The 20,275-nt window shown below is 36.6% G+C and carries 22 protein-coding genes; 19 read left to right on the top strand and 3 right to left on the bottom strand.

Annotated features, from left to right (window positions below; all coding sequences use genetic code 11):
• The gene (locus ZA07_RS07165) at positions 1-675 is read right to left on the bottom strand and encodes a succinate dehydrogenase cytochrome b subunit (protein WP_053971028.1); all 675 of its coding nucleotides are present in this window, start codon (positions 673-675) and stop codon (positions 1-3) included.
• Positions 676-888: 213 nt separating this feature from the next.
• On the opposite strand from ZA07_RS07165, the gene ZA07_RS07160 reads away from it, so the two are divergent.
• Entirely contained in the window at positions 889-2,181 is a 1,293-nt protein-coding gene (locus ZA07_RS07160) for an aminopeptidase P family protein (RefSeq protein ID WP_053971027.1), read from the top strand.
• Between the two features lie 50 nt (positions 2,182-2,231).
• Here the strand turns inward: ZA07_RS07160 and ZA07_RS07155 are convergent, their stop codons facing one another.
• Positions 2,232-3,554: an aspartate kinase gene (locus tag ZA07_RS07155; protein ID WP_053971026.1), complete on the bottom strand. Its 1,323-nt coding sequence runs from the start codon at positions 3,552-3,554 to the stop codon at positions 2,232-2,234.
• A gap of 106 nt (positions 3,555-3,660) precedes the next feature.
• On the opposite strand from ZA07_RS07155, the gene ZA07_RS07150 reads away from it, so the two are divergent.
• The 4 genes from ZA07_RS07150 to ZA07_RS07135 all read left to right on the top strand — a co-directional run bounded on the left by ZA07_RS07150 (position 3,661) and on the right by ZA07_RS07135 (position 5,774).
• Positions 3,661-4,317: a hypothetical protein gene (locus ZA07_RS07150; protein WP_053971025.1), complete on the top strand. Its 657-nt coding sequence runs from the start codon at positions 3,661-3,663 to the stop codon at positions 4,315-4,317.
• Between the two features lie 56 nt (positions 4,318-4,373).
• Positions 4,374-5,150: an alpha/beta fold hydrolase gene (locus ZA07_RS07145; protein WP_053971024.1), complete on the top strand. Its 777-nt coding sequence runs from the start codon at positions 4,374-4,376 to the stop codon at positions 5,148-5,150.
• Between the two features lie 60 nt (positions 5,151-5,210).
• Positions 5,211-5,483 carry a hypothetical protein gene (locus ZA07_RS07140; RefSeq protein ID WP_053971023.1) on the top strand — a complete coding sequence of 91 codons (273 nt, stop codon included), beginning with the start codon at positions 5,211-5,213 and terminating at the stop codon, positions 5,481-5,483.
• A 66-nt stretch (positions 5,484-5,549) separates the two neighbouring features.
• Complete coding sequence (locus ZA07_RS07135; protein ID WP_053971022.1) at positions 5,550-5,774, top strand: hypothetical protein; 225 nt, start codon at positions 5,550-5,552, stop codon at positions 5,772-5,774.
• A gap of 2 nt (positions 5,775-5,776) precedes the next feature.
• Here ZA07_RS07135 and thiL read toward each other — a convergent pair whose 3' ends face one another.
• Positions 5,777-6,817 (bottom strand): thiamine-phosphate kinase, encoded by a 1,041-nt coding sequence (thiL, locus tag ZA07_RS07130; RefSeq protein ID WP_053971021.1) that lies wholly within the window; start codon positions 6,815-6,817, stop codon positions 5,777-5,779.
• Between the two features lie 154 nt (positions 6,818-6,971).
• On the opposite strand from thiL, the gene ZA07_RS07125 reads away from it, so the two are divergent.
• The 14 genes from ZA07_RS07125 to ZA07_RS07060 all read left to right on the top strand — a co-directional run bounded on the left by ZA07_RS07125 (position 6,972) and on the right by ZA07_RS07060 (position 20,275).
• On the top strand, positions 6,972-8,213 hold the full coding sequence (locus ZA07_RS07125) for a choice-of-anchor B family protein (protein WP_053971020.1): 1,242 nt from the start codon (positions 6,972-6,974) through the stop codon (positions 8,211-8,213).
• Positions 8,214-8,220: 7 nt separating this feature from the next.
• Positions 8,221-9,543, top strand: coding sequence for a hypothetical protein (locus ZA07_RS07120; protein WP_053971019.1), 1,323 nt, complete (start codon positions 8,221-8,223; stop codon positions 9,541-9,543).
• A complete protein-coding gene (locus tag ZA07_RS07115; RefSeq protein WP_053971018.1) occupies positions 9,540-10,304 on the top strand; it encodes an MbnP family protein in 765 nt (254 codons plus the stop codon). The genes ZA07_RS07120 and ZA07_RS07115 overlap by 4 nt, the downstream gene beginning before the upstream one ends.
• Positions 10,305-10,314: 10 nt before the next feature.
• Positions 10,315-11,388 (top strand): cytochrome-c peroxidase, encoded by a 1,074-nt coding sequence (locus tag ZA07_RS07110; RefSeq protein ID WP_082316534.1) that lies wholly within the window; start codon positions 10,315-10,317, stop codon positions 11,386-11,388.
• A gap of 142 nt (positions 11,389-11,530) precedes the next feature.
• Positions 11,531-11,956, top strand: coding sequence for a DUF4251 domain-containing protein (locus ZA07_RS07105; RefSeq protein ID WP_197276711.1), 426 nt, complete (start codon positions 11,531-11,533; stop codon positions 11,954-11,956).
• A 114-nt stretch (positions 11,957-12,070) separates the two neighbouring features.
• On the top strand, positions 12,071-12,400 hold the full coding sequence (locus ZA07_RS07100) for an iron-sulfur cluster assembly accessory protein (RefSeq protein WP_053971016.1): 330 nt from the start codon (positions 12,071-12,073) through the stop codon (positions 12,398-12,400).
• 18 nt (positions 12,401-12,418) lie between these two features.
• Positions 12,419-13,867, top strand: a complete 1,449-nt coding sequence (sufB, locus tag ZA07_RS07095; protein WP_053971015.1) for a Fe-S cluster assembly protein SufB — start codon at positions 12,419-12,421, stop codon at positions 13,865-13,867.
• A gap of 17 nt (positions 13,868-13,884) precedes the next feature.
• On the top strand, positions 13,885-14,256 hold the full coding sequence (locus ZA07_RS07090; RefSeq protein WP_053971014.1) for a hypothetical protein: 372 nt from the start codon (positions 13,885-13,887) through the stop codon (positions 14,254-14,256).
• A 6-nt stretch (positions 14,257-14,262) separates the two neighbouring features.
• Complete coding sequence (sufC, locus tag ZA07_RS07085; protein ID WP_053971013.1) at positions 14,263-15,015, top strand: Fe-S cluster assembly ATPase SufC; 753 nt, start codon at positions 14,263-14,265, stop codon at positions 15,013-15,015.
• Positions 15,016-15,106: 91 nt separating this feature from the next.
• Entirely contained in the window at positions 15,107-16,420 is a 1,314-nt protein-coding gene (gene sufD, locus ZA07_RS07080) for a Fe-S cluster assembly protein SufD (RefSeq protein ID WP_053971012.1), read from the top strand.
• A 9-nt stretch (positions 16,421-16,429) separates the two neighbouring features.
• Entirely contained in the window at positions 16,430-17,647 is a 1,218-nt protein-coding gene (locus tag ZA07_RS07075) for an aminotransferase class V-fold PLP-dependent enzyme (protein WP_053971011.1), read from the top strand.
• A 173-nt stretch (positions 17,648-17,820) separates the two neighbouring features.
• On the top strand, positions 17,821-18,900 hold the full coding sequence (locus ZA07_RS07070) for a zinc metalloprotease (protein ID WP_053971010.1): 1,080 nt from the start codon (positions 17,821-17,823) through the stop codon (positions 18,898-18,900).
• Positions 18,901-19,020: 120 nt separating this feature from the next.
• Positions 19,021-19,800 (top strand): META domain-containing protein, encoded by a 780-nt coding sequence (locus tag ZA07_RS07065; protein WP_053971009.1) that lies wholly within the window; start codon positions 19,021-19,023, stop codon positions 19,798-19,800.
• Positions 19,801-19,852: 52 nt separating this feature from the next.
• Positions 19,853-20,275 carry a SufE family protein gene (locus ZA07_RS07060; protein WP_053971008.1) on the top strand — a complete coding sequence of 141 codons (423 nt, stop codon included), beginning with the start codon at positions 19,853-19,855 and terminating at the stop codon, positions 20,273-20,275.

Below are 20,275 nucleotides of genomic sequence, written 5' to 3'. Positions count from 1 at the left end.
TTAGTGACTAAAATGATGGAATAATGCGATGAAAATAAATCCTACTGGAAGAATAATGGCATACGCCTTTCCAAATCCTTGTAACGCTTTTGTGTATTTATTATTAGCTCCAACTGATTGGAAAGCCGACATAAATCCGTGCAACAAGTGTAGGCACAAGAACACAAAAGCAATCACATAAGCTCCAACTCGTAATGGGTTTTCAAACTTATGAACTAGCTCTTCGTAATATCTAAAATTGCCATCAATATTGAGACCAGAAATATCTCCCTGAATGAACTTCGTATTAATCTCTGGCAACCAGAAATCAATAAAGTGAAGCACCAAAAAGGCAAGAATTGCCAATCCGCTATAAATCATATTACGGCTCATCCAAGTAGAATTTGCCCCACCATTGTTCTTGGCGTAACTAATGCTACGTGCATTTTTGTTTCTTAACTCCAAAACAAAGCCCATTACAAAGTGAAAAATAACACCTAAAATCAAGATTGGCTGCATTAAGAACTGCACCAACGGATTTGTACCCATAAAATGGGATGCTTGATTGAAGGCATCTTCACTAAATACGGAAACTAAGTTTACAGAAAAATGTAGTAATAAGAAAATCATTAGGAAGAAAGCCGAGAGAGCCATGGCAAATTTTCTTCCGATCGAAGAATGAAAGATTCCGCTCATTTTTGTAGTTTAATTTAAATACCCACAAAGATATACTACCGCTACAATTTAGGAAAATCTATGTCACTTTAAATAAGTATTTAGAATGATTTTAAACAAACAGCAATGACAATTGAAAAATCTTGAAAAAACATAATGCCTTAAGATAAGTTTGGCATCCATTTTTTTTATGACATTAAGCGTTTAAGTACCTTTGAAAAAAATAATTAAAAAATGAAATACTTACCTATAGACAGTCAGCTTTTCGTTCGAAATCGCAAAAAATTTATTTCTGAGATGAAGCCAAACAGTTTGGCGGTTTTCAACTCAAATGATATTTATCCCATAGGTGCCGATAGCACCATGCCATTTCAACAAGATCGTAATATTTTTTACTTAAGCGGCGTTGATCAAGAAGAAAGTATCTTGGTTTTATTTCCAGATTGCTCCAAAGAAAATCACCGTGAAATTTTATTTTTAAGAGAAACTAATGATCATATTGCTGTTTGGGAAGGTGAAAAATTAACCAAGGAAAAAGCGCTTGAAACCTCGGGAATCAAAACGGTTTATTGGCTTTCAGAATTTGAGAGAATTTTTAAAGAGTTGATGTCTCAAAGTGAAACGGTTTACATCAATACCAATGAGCACTACAGAGCTAGTATTGAAACTCAAACACGTGAGGACCGATTCAATAAATGGTTAAAAGAAAAGTTTCCTGCCCATTCTGTAGCTAAAAGCAATCCTATTTTACAAAGGTTGCGTTCTGTAAAAGATCCTATAGAAATCGCTTTGATTCAAGAAGCCTGTGATATTACAGAAAAGGCCTTTAGAAGAGTTTTAGGATTTGTTAAACCAGGGGTTTGGGAGTATGAAATCGAGGCAGAAATGATGCATGAATTTTTGAGAAACCGATCCAAAGGTTTTGCCTATACACCCATTATTGCATCTGGAAACAATGCCAATGTTTTGCATTATATAGAAAATAATAAGCAATGCCAGGATGGTGATTTAATTCTATTTGATACGGCTGCTGAATATGCCAATTATTCAAGCGATTTAAGTAGGACCATCCCTGTCAATGGAAAATTCACTGACAGACAAAAAGCCGTTTACAATGCGGTTTTGAGAGTAAAGGATGAGGCCACAAAATTATTGGTGCCAGGAACTTTATGGGCCGATTACCATGTAGAAGTTGGAAAAATTATGACCTCAGAACTTTTGGGACTGGGATTACTGGACAAAGCTGATGTTCAAAATGAAAATCCTGATTGGCCGGCATACAAGAAGTATTTCATGCATGGGACCAGTCACCACATGGGATTAGACACACATGACTATGGTATTTTAACCGAACCTATAAAAGCCAATATGGTGTTCACCGTAGAACCAGGAATTTATATCCCTGATGAAGGGTTTGGAATTCGTCTAGAGGACGATGTCGTTGTCCAAGAAAAAGGAGAGCCCTTAAATCTTATGAAGAATATTCCAATTGAAGCCGAGGAAATCGAAGCTTTAATGAATTCATAAATCAAAAAAGGATGGTTAAAAACCATCCTTTTTTTCACTTAATTCAGAACCTATACTAATTCAGGTTCAAATACATAACGATTTAGTTTCCTTAAGGTCTCTAATTTATCGCTTGTATTGATTAAAAGGGATATGTTGTTGTTACTTCCTCCGTAAGCTATCATTCGCACGTTGACATCCTGCATGATTTGGAATAATTTAGGGGTATCTGGGTGATACACGATATTATTTCCTACCAAACAAACAATAGTTCTATAACTATCTACTTCAACAGAACCTAACTTACTAAGTTCTTCTACAATTTCACGTATATAGGTGATATCATCAATCGTTAGTGACACAGCGATTTCTGATGTAGTTATCATGTCAATAGAGGTTTCATATTTCTCAAAAACCTCAAAAACTTTTTTCAAAAACCCATGAGCTAAAAGCATTCTACCAGATTTGATTTTAATAGCCGTGATATCATCTTTGGCCGCAATAGCTTTTATACCTTCTCCATGAATTTCATTGGTAATCAATGTACCATACGCTTTTGGTTCCATGGTATTTTTTAGCCTGACTGGAATATCCAAATCACGCACTGGCATCACTGTTTGGGGATGCAAGATTTTAGCCCCGAAATAGGCGAGCTCAGCTGCTTCATCAAATGACAAATTGGAAATGGCATGTGTGTCAGGCACATGTCTAGGGTCATTATTATGGAATCCATCAATATCTGTCCAAATTTGAACTTCTGTAGCCTTAATTGCCGCACCAATAATAGTAGCAGTATAATCACTTCCGCCACGTTGTAGGTTCGCTACATAACCCTCAGCATCCAAACAAATAAATCCTTGTGTAATATAGATATCGGCCGGTTCCGTTTCGGTCAAAATTCTATTCAAATTTTGTTTGATATAAAACATATCAGGCTCATTGGTTCTATCGATTCTCATGAAATCCAAAGCCGAAATTAATTGAGCATTGATTCCTTCCTGTTGTAAAAACCTACTAAACAAAAAGGTCGAAAGGAATTCTCCTTGAGCCACAATTTGATTATAGGATCTCTCTGTATAAAATTCTTGGGCACAGTCTTGAATGTTTTTAAAAATCCAACGAACGTATTGTTCGCTTTCTACAGCCAACATCTCATCTTCAAACAAATGAGAAATAACTTCGATGTATTTGGATCTTAAGGCATCGATAAGTGAAAGTGCTAATGAAGCATTCCCCCCTTTTAAAGCATTTGAAATTTCAACCAGCGCATTGGTTGTGCCAGACATAGCAGACAGTACAACCACTTTTTGCTGTCCATCATTAATGATGTCTTTAACATGGGACATGTTCTCAACAGACCCAACAGACGTTCCTCCGAATTTAAGTACCAACATGGTTTCTAGTAATTTAATGGCGCTAAATTATTCATCGAACTCCTAATAAACATTATAAATAAAAAATTTAGTCTAATTTTGCACATAATGTTAATTATTTAACAAAATGAAAACAACAGCATCTTGTGTGGAAGAAATTTTGGCTAACCAACCCTTTTTGGAAGAAGCGCTCCATAGAAATATTGTAAACTTTTCTGCTTTAGCAGAGGAATTAAAACCCCAAGTAGAAAGCATGCTAAAAAAAAACATAAAATCAGGAGCCATTATGATGGCACTTAGAAGGTATCATGCGCCTTCTAACATTGGAACAACACCAAAATTGAAACAAGCTATGAAAAGCCTCGGAGATATTACGGTACGTTCTGACCTCAGCGATTTCACATTTCAGAATTCACCATCCTTAATAAATAGTCATTCAAAAATTTTAGAGCAAATAGATAATTCTCCAAATATTTTCTACGCCTTTACAAGAGGTATCTTAGAAAGCAATATCATTATTTCCAGCTCCCAATCAGAAAAAATAATGAGTTGTTTTAAAAATGAAAAACAAATAGGTCTCAATAAAAACTTGTCTGCCATTAGCATTAACCTCCCAGTCAACAATTCAAGAATACCCGGTTTGTATTATCAAATATTTAAAAGACTCGCTTGGGAGGGCATATCTTTATACGAAGTCGTTTCTACTACCAACGAATTTACCGTTTTGGTTGAAGACGATTTGGTAGATCGCGCCTTTTCAGTAATTAAAAATTTAAAATCTTAATTTTAAACAACTCAATTAATATAACACCCTTTATCTTTGCATTATAACCCTCTTAGATGATTTATAATTATAAGAACGTCGCTATAAACTATAGGGATAACGGTGAAGGAAAAACTGTCGTGCTACTGCATGGTTTCTTGGAAGACCTTACGATATGGAAGGAAATTGCATTGGTTATTTCCAAAACACATCGTGTGATAGCTATTGACTTATTCGGTCACGGTAAGACCCCTTGCTTGGGCTATATCCATACCATGGAAGATATGGCCAAGTCTATAAATGCCTTATTAAATCATTTAAACATTAAGGATGTAGTAATTATTGGACATTCCATGGGAGGCTATGTTTCTTTGGCTTTTTCAGAATTATTCCCTTCTAAAATTAACGGCATAGGATTGGTGAATTCAACTTCAGAACCAGATTCAGAAGAAAAAAAGCAGAATAGAGATCGAGCCATTAAGGCAGTTAAACATAACCAACAGACGTTTGTTGGCATGTCTGTAGCCAATTTATTTGCTCCAGAGAACAGGGAACGCTTCCAAAATGAGATTTTCCAAATTAAAAAACAAGCCTTAAAAACGCCCGTTCAGGGAATAATAGCCGCATTGGAAGGGATGAAAATAAGACCTAGCCGCACTGACTTTTTTAAATCATTAGAATGCAAGAAAATGATTGTTATCGGTCAACATGACCCTGTAATGAATCCAAAATCCACACGTCAACTCTTTGAAAATTCGGATGTTGAGATTTTGGAATTAAGCGGTGGACACATGAGTTACATAGAGAATTTGGAAGATTTATCTGACTTTATAGTGCATTTCATCGATTTTTAAATGCGTTTTGACTATTTTAAAGACATTTTTTCCTAAGTTAGAACACTAAATCTAACAGCCATGAATAAAAATGTCAACACCAACCGTTCATTTTCCATTACGAGAATGTATTGTGATTTGTTTGGACATCATTATGAAGTGTCTAAAAAAGTAACGCAACACGTTAACGAATACACCTGTAAATGTTGTAAAAAACAACTAACCACAAACAGCAATGGAAACCTCACTATTTTAACACCTAAATACAGGGAAATCAATAATTTACTAGAAGAAATGTATAGCAAACGTCTTCTACGTTTAAAAGAAAAAACCTTTTCAACCCAAATTTGCTAGTCGATTCATTCTAATTTTCGATTTTTTTTTATATACTTTGTCACGTCCTATGAACAAAGTATAGCTATGAAGAATTTTATTTGCTCCTTCGCTGGCCATGAATTCAGAGTGACCAAAGAAGTGACCACCCATGTTAAAGAATTTAAGTGCATTCATTGCAAAAAGGAAATGACCACCGGTGAAAATGGCCATCTCAGGCCATTAACAGATAAATACCGTGAAATCAATTCCATTTTGAATGATGTCTACAAAAAAAAGAAGGCGAAAAAGCGACGTTGCTTAACGGCTTAAATCTAAAAAGAATTCCAACCCTGGGCTTTTAATTCAATGCTCGTTCCTCCCCGAGTGATTAATTGCATTCCAGCTTCCTTTTCTTTGATAAAACCAACAACCGTAAAATTGGGATTTCCTTTAATTTTAGGGTAATCGTCTTGATCAATTGTAAACAAAAGCTCATAATCCTCGCCTCCATTGAGCGCTATGGTGGTACTATCAATATCAAACTCTTCGCATGTTGAAATAACTTGCGGATCTAATGGGATTTTGTTTTCATAAAGCTCACAACCTACATTGCTTTGTTTGCATAGGTGCATGGTTTCTGAAGACAAGCCATCACTCACATCAATCATTGAAGTTGGTTTTACATCTAAGGACTTGAATAACTCAACCACATCCTTTCTAGCCTCAGGTTTCAATTGTCTTTCAATGATATATGTATAAGGTTCTAAATCGGGTTGACTTTGAGGATTCACCTTAAACACTTCCTTTTCTCGCTCCAATACCTGAAGTCCCATATAAGCCCCTCCCAAATCTCCGGTAACAACAATTAAATCATTAGGTTTTGCACCTTTTCTATAAACCACATCTTTCGAATCTACTTCTCCAATAGCAGTAACAGAAAGAATCAATCCTGTCGTTGAGGAGGTTGTATCGCCTCCAATGACATCTACATTGTATATTTTTGCTGCAGTTTCAATGCCAGCATATAACGCTTCTAATGCCTCTAACGGGAATCTATCGGATACAGCAAGTGATACTGTAATCTGAGTTGCCTTTGCATTCATGGCATAAATATCGCTCAAGTTAACCATAACAGCCTTATATCCCAGATGTTTCAAAGGCATATAGGCCAGGTCAAAATGAACCCCTTCTACCAACATATCGGTACTTACTACCACTTGTTTCTGATCAAAATCTAGAACAGCAGCATCATCTCCAATTCCTTTGATAGACGATTTATTCTTAATTTCAAAATGTTTGGTCAAATGGTCAATTAATCCAAATTCTCCTAATTGCCCCAAATCTGTTTTACTTTGGTTTTTATCTTCAATCATACTGCAAAATTAAAACCCTACGATTAATTAATCCACGAAAACATGCAAAATATTGATTTTGACTACCTAATTGGAACAGAATAGATAAGAACCTATCCTAATTTGAAAAAGCTTTGTATCTTTCCTCCCGATTTAAAAACAAAGCTTTACCCAAATGAAAAGAGCCCAATTAATATCTACCATGCTATTTGTTACTTTAATTTTGATTGGCTGTAACGACGATAACAATGATCATATTGAAAACCCCAACCCATCTACCCCAAATATTAATGCTCAATCCCCCTGTGAAAACGGTTTTGCAGACATATATCCCTGCAATTCCTATGATTTAATGGCTCATATTGGTATAGAAATGTTAGCCGGCGCTTCAAATGCTGAGGGAAATGACTCTTGGGGTTGGACAGATCCCATTTCAGGTAAAGAATATGCCCTTGTATGCTCAACACATGGCACTGCTTTTGTTGATATTTCAAACCCTTCAGAACCTGTTCTATTAGGAAGGTTGGCTACGGCATCTTCCACAAGTATTTGGCGCGATGTAAAAGTTTATAACAATTATGCCTTTATTGTAAGTGAAGCCGCAAACCATGGCATGCAAGTGTTTGACTTAACAAAGTTGAGAGATGTTGAAAATCCTCCAGAACAATTTACTGAAGACGCCCATTATTCTGGTTTCGGAACAGCCCATAATATAGTAATCAACGAAGAAAGTGGTTATGCCTATATCGTAGGTTCCAATGCACCCAATTTATCTGGAGGACCACATTTTATTAATATTCAAAATCCTTTAAATCCAATAGGTGAAGGTGGCTTTTCTGGGGACGGCTATTCACATGACGCTCAAGTCGTAACTTATAATGGTCCAGACCAAGACTACCAAAATCATGAAATTTTAATCGGCAGCAATGCAGATAATGTGGTTCTAGTAGATGTAACAGATAAATCAAACCCAATCATTATTTCCTCCGTAACTTATAATAATATTGGATATACACACCAAGGATGGTTTACTGAAGATATGACCTATTTTGTCCTTGGAGATGAAGTGGACGAAATGAGCTATGGAAATAACACCAGAACACTCATTTTTGATTTCACAGATTTAGACAATCCAAACCTATACTTCGATTATTTTGGCCCAACCGCTGCCATAGATCACAACGGGTATGTTAACGGCAATATGTTTTATTTGGCCAATTACAATGCTGGGGTGAGATTTGTTGACATTTCTGGAATTGGCTCACAATCCATGACGGAAATAGGTTTTTTTGACACCTACCCCGAAAACGATAATACAGGTTTTCATGGAGCGTGGAATGTTTACCCCTTTTTCAATAGTGGTAACATCATTATAAGCGATATTGATCGTGGTCTTTTCATTGTAAGACATCAATAAGCAAAAAATGAAGCAAATTGGTCTACCTATACTTCTTAGTTTTATTTTCCTTGGGTGTTCCGAAGAAAATTCAGCTTCGATAGACCCAGTGCTAGAAGAGACTTTGGAGATTACAACCTTGGGGGGCTCAAAAAATGAAAGTGGACAATCCATTATTCCTACATTGGATGGTGGTTATGCTATTCTAGGACATACCCAAAGTGCTGATGGAGACATTCAAGACAAGAACGAAGAAGGTTTTGATTTTTGGGTGTTGAAATTTAATGCCCTTGACCTGTTGGAATGGTCCAAAACTTATGGCGGAAGTGCCGATGACCGTGGTAATGGAATCATTCAAACCACAGATGGTGGTTACGCCATTATTGGTCATTCATCTAGTAGCGATTTAGATGTTTCTGAAAACGCAGGATTGCAAGACTATTGGCTGGTTAAATTAGATTCTCAGGGCAGTATCCTTTGGGAGCATTCTTTTGGCTACTCTGGGATAGACACAGGTCTTTCGGTTATTGAAACTACAGATGGTGGTCTTTTTATTTCTGGAATCTTGGATGTAACGGCATCGGGAGGTGCTGGAAACACTAATAAAGCACAGCATGCTGGAGGTGATTATTGGGGCTTGAAACTAAATTCTCTTGGAGATATAGAATGGAGCAAATATTATGGAGGTTCTTTTACAGACACTCCCTATGACGTGGTAGAAACAGATGATAATGCCTTTATCTTGGTTGGCTCATCAGACAGTAATGATGTAGATATTTCAAGCAATAAGGGGACCTATGATTTTTGGGTCATTAAAATTTCAAAAACCAATGGCGACATTATTTGGGAAAAATCACTTGGCGGATCTGAAATTGATGAAGCGCGAAGCATCACCAAAACTACTGATGGCGCCTATTTGATTGTGGGCGATACCAGAAGTCAAGATGAAGATGTTTCATCAAATCATGGCGCAGCCGATCTTTGGCTTGTTAAAATAAGCTCCGAAGGCAATATCATGTGGGAAAAATCGTTTGGAGGTACAGGGTTTGATGCAGGAAGATCTGTTTTTAATACTACCTCTAACACCTATATTATTTCAGGTAGTTCTAGGAGCATTAATGGTGATTTAAGCACCAACAATGGACAAAATGACGCTTGGTTAATGGAAATAGATCCAGAAGGTCTTGTTTTAAAGTCCTGGTCCATTGGCGGTTCACAAATTGATTACTTTTATGATGCCGTAAAACTAAATGATGGCAGAATTATTGCGGTTGGTGAATCAAGTAGTTCAGATTATGACATACCCGAAAACAAAGGATTTACAGATTTGTTAATTTTAAAAACCAAATGAAAAGATTATTAAGCTTTTGCCTGTGCCTTCTATTAATTTCTTGCTTTGAAGACAAGGATGATAACCTTGACCTATCAAATCTGGCAACTCCTACATTTAGGTTTACTCAAAATTGGGATGGAACCGATGTAAGCATTGATGATTTAATAACCACCCAATTCACTAATGCTCATGGCGAAACCTTAAATATTTCTAATCTTAAATATTTGATTTCGAAAATAGTTTTTGAAAATGCAGACGGTGATATTTTCATCTTGAACGGTTACCAATTAGTAGATCTTTCAGACCCCAGTACGTCCCTTTTTAGTCCCGAGGGCTCTTTACCAGAAGGCCTCTATACTCTTAAATTTGTTTATGGATTCAACGAGATGGACAATATTGACGGCGCTTATCCCGAATTGAATTCAGCTTCATGGAATTGGCCTCAAATGCTAGGTGGTGGCTATCATTTTTTACAAATGGATGGTATGTTTAACGTAGACACCACTATTGCGACCCCTTACAATTATCACCATGGTACGGCTAAACTAAGTGATACAGAGTTTGAGCAAAACTTTGTCAATTTTGAGTTTACAAATAGCATTTTCATTTCCCATAATACAGAAATCGAAATTCAATTCAATTTGGCCGAACTTTTCAAAAACCCTAACCTTTGGGACCTAAATCAATATAGTAGTTCCCTCATGCCAAATTATGATGCCCAAAAAATGATGCAACAAAATGCAGCCACTGCATTTAGTATAGGACAGGTAACTAATTAAATAGGTTGACTTGAAAACTTTTTACAAGCTATTATTGTTAGGTTTTATCATTTTAGGATGTTCCAATGATTCTTCAGAGGAATATGTTGACATCCCTGCCGGCCCAACACCATCAACCTTGAACATCCCTCAAATTTTTGAAAATCAATTAATTGATCCTATAATCCCTGCAGACAATCCACAAACGGAAGAAGGCATTGCCTTGGGAAAAAAATTGTTCTTTGACCCAATTCTATCCCTAGATTTTTCACAAGCTTGTGCAAGCTGCCATATGCCACAAAACAGTTTTACAGATATCAATACCTTCAGCACGGGTGTCAACGGCGATTTAGGAATCAGAAATTCCATGCCGTTATTTAATTTGGCTTGGAATTTTGATGAACATTTTTTTTGGGATGGGCGCTCCTTCGGTTTGGAACATCAAGCCTCCCTACCAGTTGAAGACCCTACTGAAATGGCAAATACATGGGAAACAGTTGTGGACAGATTAAATAACCACCCTGAGTACCCAGAATTATTTCAAGCCGCTTTTGGAAATGCACCCATCTCGCGTGATTTGGCAACCAAAGCCTTAGGCCAATTTGAAAGAACACTTATTTCTGCCAACTCAAAATTTGACAATTACTTTCTAGGCACAGCCAGCTTGACGCCACAAGAACAAAATGGTTTAGCTGTTTTTATGGATGAAGACAGAGGCGACTGCTTTCATTGCCACGGAAATCCAAACAATCCATTATGGACTGATAACGCTTTTCACAATAACGCATTAGACAGTACATTCTCAGATAATGGCTTGGGGGACATCACAGGAGATCCTGCCGATAATGGCAAATTCAAAACACCATCACTCAGAAATTTAGCCTACACGGCGCCCTATATGCACGATGGCAGGTTTGCAACCTTAGATGAAGTAATCAATCACTATAGTGAAGGTCTTCAAAATTCACCAACTGTAGATCCACTTATGAAAACAGTAAACCAAGGCGGAGTGCAATTAACCGAACAAGACAAAGCGGACCTCAAAGCTTTTTTACTATCATTATCAGACCCATCCTTCCTTAACAACCCAGATTTCATTCCTTAAATTTCAAATCAATTCTTTCATTTTTTTGTAACTTGTTAATCTTAGAAACTGTATTAACATTGCTATGAAACATTGGGTATTACTGTTTTGTTTTCTTTGTGCTAACCCAGCATTTAAAGCATTTAGTCAAACAAAAAAAGAATTGAAACAACAAGCAAAAGAGCTTGCCTATGAGCAAACCAAAAAATTGGTAAAATCGGGTGAGTTTCAGTTTACAGGACAATGGTTAAATACCAGAAATGGCCGAAGGGTTGACCTTACTACAAACTATAATGAGTTAATAGTTAAACAAGATACCGTTACCGCTAGATTGCCCTACTTTGGAATTGTAAGAATGGCAGGGTCTACTAATGAAGGTATCCGTTTTGAGTCGACAGACACCTCGTTTGAAACAGAATTTAACGACAAAAAGCAAAGGATCATCATCAAGTTTAAGGCCCATGAAAAATCTGAAAATTATCAGATTAATTTAACCATAAGTGGAAAAGGATCTGCCTCTATGTACGTGAGCAGTTCCCATCGCGATCCCATCACTTACAACGGTAGTATTTCAGAAATAAGGGAATGAATCCCACTATAATGATTGCCTATTAACCTATTTGCTAATATAATGTTAGGTTATGAGGTAAAACCCTACTTATATTGTATATTTGCATCCAATTTGGAAATTTTCTAAATAACTATGATAAAAGTATCTGATACAGCTAGAAAAAAAGTCGTTGAATTAATGACTGAAGATGGATTTGACTCTTCGGCAGATTTTGTGCGCGTAGGAGTTAAAAGTGGTGGTTGTTCTGGGTTATCATATGATTTAAAATTTGATAAAGAACAACTGGAGGACGATAAGGTCTTTGAAGATAATGGTGTGAGAATCATTGTTGACAAGAAGAGTTTTTTGTACCTTATAGGAACAACCTTAGATTACTCTGGAGGCCTAAACGGAAGTGGATTTGTTTTCAACAATCCTAATGCCAACAGAACCTGCGGTTGTGGTGAATCTTTTTCACTGTAGTTTTTGAAGCGAGACATTATGGCTAAATATACTGAAGACGACTTAAGAGAAGAATTAAAAACCAAGGAATACGAGTATGGATTTTATACCGATATAGAATCTGACACGCTTCCTGTAGGTTTAAACGAGGAGATAGTTCGTGCCATTTCAAAAAAGAAGAACGAACCTGAATGGATGACAGAATGGCGATTGGAATCCTACCGCGCTTGGACTCAAATGGAGGAACCTGAATGGGCCAATGTAACCTATAAAAAACCAGATTTTCAAGCCATCTCCTATTATTCAGCTCCCAATAAAAAGCCTAAATATGAAAGTTTGGATGAAGTAGATCCTGAATTATTGGAAACCTTCAACAAACTTGGTATTTCTTTAGACGAACAAAAAAAACTGACAGGTGTAGCAGTAGATGTGGTTATGGATTCCGTTTCTGTCGCAACTACTTTCAAGAAAACCCTTGCTGAAAAAGGCATCATATTCTGTTCCATTTCAGAGGCCATTCAAGAGCATCCAGAATTGGTTAAAAAATACATTGGAACTGTTGTACCTCAAAAGGACAATTTCTATGCTGCCTTGAACAGTGCTGTATTTAGTGATGGTAGTTTTTGCTACATTCCTAAAGGAGTAAGATGTCCTATGGAACTTTCTACCTATTTCCGAATCAATCAAGCGGGAACTGGACAGTTTGAAAGAACTTTGGTAATTGCTGACGAAGGAAGTTATGTAAGTTACCTTGAGGGTTGTACTGCACCTATGAGAGACGAAAATCAATTGCATGCTGCTGTTGTAGAATTGATTGCCTTGGATGATGCAGAGATTAAGTATTCAACCGTTCAAAACTGGTATCCAGGAAATAGCGAAGGAAAAGGTGGTGTTTTTAACTTTGTGACCAAAAGAGGATTATGCGAGAAAAATGCAAAAATCTCCTGGACTCAAGTAGAAACAGGTAGTGCCGTAACATGGAAATACCCTAGTTGTGTGTTGAAAGGTGATAATTCGGTAGGTGAATTTTACTCCATTGCCGTGACCAACAACTTCCAACAAGCTGATACTGGAACCAAAATGGTTCACCTTGGGAAAAACACCAAATCTACGATTATATCAAAAGGTATTTCGGCTGGAAAATCCCAGAACAGTTACCGCGGTTTGGTACAAATTAATTCCAGAGCGGAAAATGCACGAAACTTTTCACAATGTGATAGTTTATTAATGGGTAATGAATGTGGAGCCCATACGTTTCCTTATATTGAAGCAAAAAACAAAACCGCTCAAGTAGAACACGAAGCTACTACAAGTAAAATTGGAGAAGACCAAATTTTTTATTGCAACCAGAGAGGTATAGACACAGAAAAGGCCATTGCATTAATTGTGAATGGATTTAGCAAGGAAGTATTAAACAAACTCCCTATGGAATTTGCCGTAGAAGCTCAAAAATTACTTGAAATCAGCCTTGAAGGTTCGGTAGGATAATCATAATTATAAATCATATGAAAAAACTTTTGTTTTTATTGATGATCACTGCTATTTCAGCTTGTAAAAATGATACGAAACAAGCAAGCGATTCAGCCGACTTAAAGGAATTGAAAGGAGAGTTTGTTTATTTGGCTGATGCGGCTGTATTACAAACGTCTCAAGAAATTTATGGAGTAATCATCAACGAAAAAATGCATGAGTTGGATGATATGGTTAAACCCTACAAAAAAGAAGATACAGACATGGTTCCCGTTTCAATTAAAGGAAAAATCATTCCGAAACCAGAGGGAGAAGAAGGTTGGGATTACCGTGTAGAAATTGTAGAAATATTAGGTGTAAGTAAGCCCACTGAAAGCACAAACAATGTCATAAAATTAGGAGAATAAAAGCGTATGTTAAAGATAAAAAACTTACACGCCAGCATTGAAGGCAAGGATATTTTAAAGGGAATCAATCTAGAGGTTAAACCTGGAGAGGTTCATGCAATTATGGGACCTAATGGGTCTGGTAAAAGTACCCTAGCATCTGTAATTGCAGGTAAGGAAGATTATGAAGTAGAAGAAGGTGAGATTTTATTGAATGATGAGCCTATGGATGAATTGGGAGCTGATGAACGTGCCCATAAAGGCATCTTTTTATCCTTTCAGTACCCAGTTGAAATCCCAGGGGTATCAGTTACCAATTTCATGAAAACGGCAATCAATGAAACCCGTAAAGCTCAAGGTTTAGAAGAAATGCCAGCAAACGAAATGCTTAAAAAAATTCGCGAAAAAGCAGAACTTTTGGAAATAGACAGAAAGTTCCTATCGCGTTCTTTAAATGAAGGATTCTCGGGTGGTGAAAAGAAACGTAATGAGATTTTCCAAATGGCTATGCTAGAGCCCAAATTGGCTATTTTGGATGAAACCGATTCTGGATTGGATATCGATGCACTTCGTATTGTTGCCAATGGCGTTAACAAACTTAAGAGTAAGGACAATGCGGTTATCGTGATTACACACTACCAAAGATTATTAGACTACATAGTGCCAGATTTTGTACATGTTCTTTACAATGGAAAAATCGTAAAATCTGGTTCCAAAGAATTGGCTCATGAGTTAGAAGCCAAAGGTTACGATTGGATTAAGGAAGAAGTAGGTGCATAGCACTGATGAAAAACGTAAAACGTCAAGAAGTTGAAGCAGAAAATAGACCAAATTTTAGCTTTCAAACTTTTTAACATTGCAACTTATACAAATGGATTTAAAAGATAAATTAGTGTCCTCATTTTTTGCTGTCGAAGATTATTTGGAAGACAGCTCTCCTCTTCACGAGATAAGAAATGAGGCCATCAAGAATTTTGAACAACAAGGGTTTCCAACAAAAAAACAAGAAGCTTGGAAATATACCTCACTCAACAGTGTTTTAAAACACAATTACAGTTTATTCCCAAAACAAGAGACTGCCGTTGAGTATCATGCGATCAAGCCCTATTTGATTCATGATATTGACACCTTCAAAATCATCTTTATTGACGGGAAATATTCGTCCCATTTGTCCCAAACCACACACGAGGGAATGGATGTCTGCCTTATGTCGGCAGCACTATCAAAGCCTAAGTACCGCATCATGATTGAAAACTATTTCAACAAGGCGGCCAATAAAGAAAGTTTGACCTCATTGAATACGGCATTTGCTACAGAAGGCGCTTTTATTCATATTCCTAAAAACAAACTGGTTCAAAAACCAATACAAATAGTTCATTTCTCTACAGGTTCTGAAGCTTCTTTGATGTTACAACCTCGCAACTTAATTGTTGTAGATGAAAATTCGCATGTTCAAATCATCGAAAGACACCAAAGCTTAACAGATAACCCTGTTTTGACTAACAGTGTTACTGAAATTTTCACCAATAAGAGAGCTATTGTTGACTATTATAAAATTCAGAACGACAATCTGAATGCGTCTTTAATTGACAACACGTTTATCAAACAAAAACAAGAAAGTATTGCTTCAGTTCACACGTTTTCTTTTGGAGGAAACGTTACGAGAAATAATCTTAATTTCTACCAACACGGGGAACGAATCGATTCTACTTTAAAGGGAATTACCATTATTGGAGACAAGCAACATGTAGATCACAATACCCTTGTTCATCACATAGAGCCTAATTGCGAAAGCCACCAGGATTACAAAGGAATTTTTGGGGATCTATCTACAGGTGTTTTCAACGGGAAAGTGATTGTTGAAAAAGAAGCGCAAAAAACCAATGCCTACCAAGCTAATAATAACATTTTGGCGGATGACAAAGCTACGATTAACACCAAACCACAACTTGAGATTTTTGCTGATGATGTAAAATGTTCTCACGGTTGTACTATTGGTCAGTTGGATGAAGAAGCGCTATTTTACTTGAAATCTCGTGGAATTCCAGAAAAAGAGGCAAGAGCACTTTTGATGTTTGCTTTTAGTAACACGGTATTGGAATCTGTCAAAATCAACGAAATTAAAAGAAGAATCACCAAACTCATAGCCAAAAAGCTTGGGGTGAATATTGGGTTTGATTTATAAAATAAATTTATGGCCCTAGACATTCAGGACATAAGAAAAGATTTCCCCATTCTTTCAAGAAAAGTCAATGATAAACCCTTGGTGTATTTTGATAATGCAGCGACCTCGCAAACACCACAACAGGTCATTGATTGTATTGTAGATTATTACAGCTCCTATAATGCCAACATTCATAGAGGAGTTCATAAATTGAGCCAAGAAGCTACCGACAAATACGAACAAGCCAGACACACCATTCAAAAGCATTTTAATGCCAAACATGCTTTTGAAATCATTATGACTTCTGGAACTACCCATGGTATTAATTTGGTTGCCAATGGGTTTTCTGCTTTTTTAAAGTCGGGAGACGAAATCATAGTCTCCGCCTTAGAGCATCACAGTAACATCGTACCATGGCAAATGCTTTGTGAACGTACAGGAGCTATTCTTAAGGTCATCCCAATGAACAATGAAGGTGAATTGGTAATTGAACAATTTGAAAACTTACTTACTGATAAAACCAAATTGGTATTTGTAAATCATATATCGAATGCCTTGGGAACTATCAATCCTATTGAACATATCATTCAAAAGGCACACGAAGTTGGAGCAGCGGTATTGGTAGATGGCGCCCAAGCCTGTCCCCATATTCAAGTTGATGTACAAGCTCTGGATGTAGATTTCTATGTGGCTTCTGCCCATAAAATGTGTGGGCCAACAGGTGTAGGCATGCTTTATGGAAAAGAAACATGGTTAAATAAATTACCCCCCTATCAAGGTGGAGGCGAGATGATTGCTGAAGTTACTTTTGAGAAAACAACCTACGCGGATCTGCCACATAAATTTGAAGCTGGAACGCCAAACATCTGTGGTGGTATTGCTTTTGGGGCTGCCGTAGATTACTTAAATCAAATAGGTTTAGAAAATATTGAAGCTTACGAACATGAACTTTTGGTTTATGCAACTGAAAAGCTTTTAGAAATTGAAGGTCTGAAAATATATGGGACTTCAAAACATAAAACATCGGTGATTTCATTTAATCTAGAAGGAATCCACCCTTATGATGTAGGAACCATCTTAGATAAAATGGGAATTGCTGTTCGCACAGGACACCATTGTGCCCAACCGATCATGGATTATTTCAAAATTCCTGGAACAGTAAGGGCATCTTTTGCTTTTTACAATACCAAAGATGAAATTGATTTATTGGTATCTGGTGTAAAGAAAGCCAAAATGATGCTATCCTAAAAATCAAAACTTTACAATATACAAGACGCTTAAAAAAAGCGTCTTTTTTTTGCTCCAAATGTGAAAATTTTAAGTCATTCATCGAAATATCCATTATTTTTTAACATTTTTTTTAGTTAATAAATTGCTTTTTATATCTTCCGATTCACTTAATTCAAAATTTATAGAATCAGATGAAAAAAGTAATTTTAAGTATGGCGGCCTTGGCCATGATTTTTGCTACTTCATGTAGTAATGACTCCAAAGAAACTATGAACAATGATCAACAGGCTAAAGTTGACATGAGTGACTTCTATCTTTACACCGATGCTGATATTGATGAGCAATCACGTGTAGCCTCTGGACAGAAATCCTGCCATTCCATGGTGAACCTAAACCGCTTATTAAATGAGAATCCAGGTTTAGAACAAACAATGTATGATATAGAATACAATTTAAGAGCTGCTATAGCTGCTAAAAAGCCAGATGGCGCCGGAAATGGAAATGGTGGTGGAAACAACGGCGGCGGTGGTACTGACCCAGATCCAGGCTTCACAGATCCAGTAAGCATCCCTGTTGTAGTGAATATCATAGAGCAATATTCTAATCAAGTGACAACTCAACAGATCAACTCGCAAATAGCTGTTTTAAATGAGGATTTCAACAATAACAACTCAAACACAAGTGGCGTACCTTCTGAATTTTCTGGTGATGTAGCAGATTGTGGAATTTCTTTTACACTTCACACTGTAAATAGAGTTGTTAGCACCCAATCCTCTTGGGGAACTAATGATGCTATGAAGCACAGTAGTCAAGGAGGAATAGATGTAACAGATCCTTCTACCTATTTAAATATTTGGGTATGTGAAATTGGTGGCGGCATTTTAGGTTATGCTCAATTCCCAGGAGGACCTTCTTCAACTGATGGTGTTGTAATTGGAACTGATTTCTTTGGCGAAAATGCTGCTGGAGGCGTTTATGGCCATGGTAGAACAGCTACCCACGAAGTAGGTCACTGGTTAAACTTACGTCATATCTGGGGTGATGGTCAATGTAAGCAAGATGATTTTGTACAGGACACACCTCCATCAAATGGACCTAACTATGGTTGTCCTTCTTATCCAACCGTAAATTGTCAAACAGCAGATATGACTATGAACTACATGGATTATGTCTATGATGATTGTATGTATATGTTTACGAATGGTCAAAATACTAGAATGAGAGCTTTGTTTGAGTCTGGTGGAGCTAGAGCTTCATTGGCAGGAAACTAAGATTCTTCTCATAAATATTAAAAGCGCTCAAAATAGAGCGCTTTTTTATTTACCATAGCTTTCACATTCAGTTTGGCTTCTTTTTTGTAATATTAGTTTTGTAACACTAAAAAGATACTAATGAAACTTCTTTATATCATATGCTTTTCACTTATTTTCAATGCTTGTGGAAGCGCCAAGGAAACTGCTACCATGATTAGCGGAACTTATGAAATTTCAACTATTGATGGTTTAACCACATTACCTTCAAAACTAACTATGGAGTTTAATGATGAAAACAAAATGGTTTCTGGTTTTGCGGGATGCAACAGGTTTACGGGCAATTATAAGACATCAGACAAAAAGTTGAATTTTGGTCCATTAGCAACAACCAAAAAACTCTGCCCAGGAGAAGGAATGAAAGTTGAAGATCATTTCCTGAAAATATTGGATCAGGTAAAAAATTATGAATTCAAGAATAACACCTTATACCTAAAAGATGAGGATAACAAAACCCTTATTATAGCCAATCAAATTAAGATTTCCAATCAAAAAACAATGACACAAAACCCATACATTCTAGAATATTCTGCTACAACAAGAGGTTCCTTTTTGAAAGTGACCTTGAATGACAATTCGATTAGTTATCAAAAAACAAGGGGAGGACTTCCTTCCAGTAAAGAACTTAATTTGGAGGCTTTATCCTCCATTTTGGAAAAAGCCAATAAATTGGAATTAGAAGAATTAAAAAACCTTGAGGTTCCTTCTAAGGATCATCAATTTGATGGAGCACTCATTGCTACCTTGAAAATAACCAAGAATGGAGAAACCTTTCAAACTCCCGCTTTTGATCATGGAAATCCCCCAGAAGAAATTGCCGATTTAGTTAATGAAATGTTATCGTTTGTTGAAAAACCCTAATTTATTCAAATAGGTATGTTTCAAGTTGTATTTTTGCACAAAACAATTGGTCGTGAGCATTAAAAATATTCAACAAGATATTATTGAAGAGTTTTCCATGTTTGATGACTGGGAAGAGCGTTATCAATATATGATAGATTTGGGAAAATCGCTTCCGCTTATAGATGAAAAATTTAAAACGGAAGACCACTTAATAAAAGGCTGTCAAAGTAGAGTGTGGGTAAACGCTGAACTGAAAGATGACAAAGTTTTGTTTACAGCAGATAGCGACGCCATCATTACCAAGGGAATTATTGCCATCCTCATTAGGGTTTTCTCTAATCAAAATCCAAAAGACATCATTGAGGCGGATACTGAATTTATTGATGAAATTGGATTAAAAGAGCACCTCTCTCCTACTAGGGCCAACGGTTTGGTTAGTATGATAAAACAACTGAAAATGTATGCTATTGCATACCAAACACAATTAAGTTAA

Origin of the sequence: Mangrovimonas sp. ST2L15, from assembly GCF_001280515.1 — a bacterium.
In the GTDB taxonomy this organism is placed as follows: Bacteria; Bacteroidota; Bacteroidia; order Flavobacteriales; family Flavobacteriaceae; genus Mangrovimonas; species Mangrovimonas futianensis.
The sequence above is the reverse complement of the archived record's forward strand: the minus strand, read 5'-3'. Positions and strand labels throughout refer to the sequence as shown.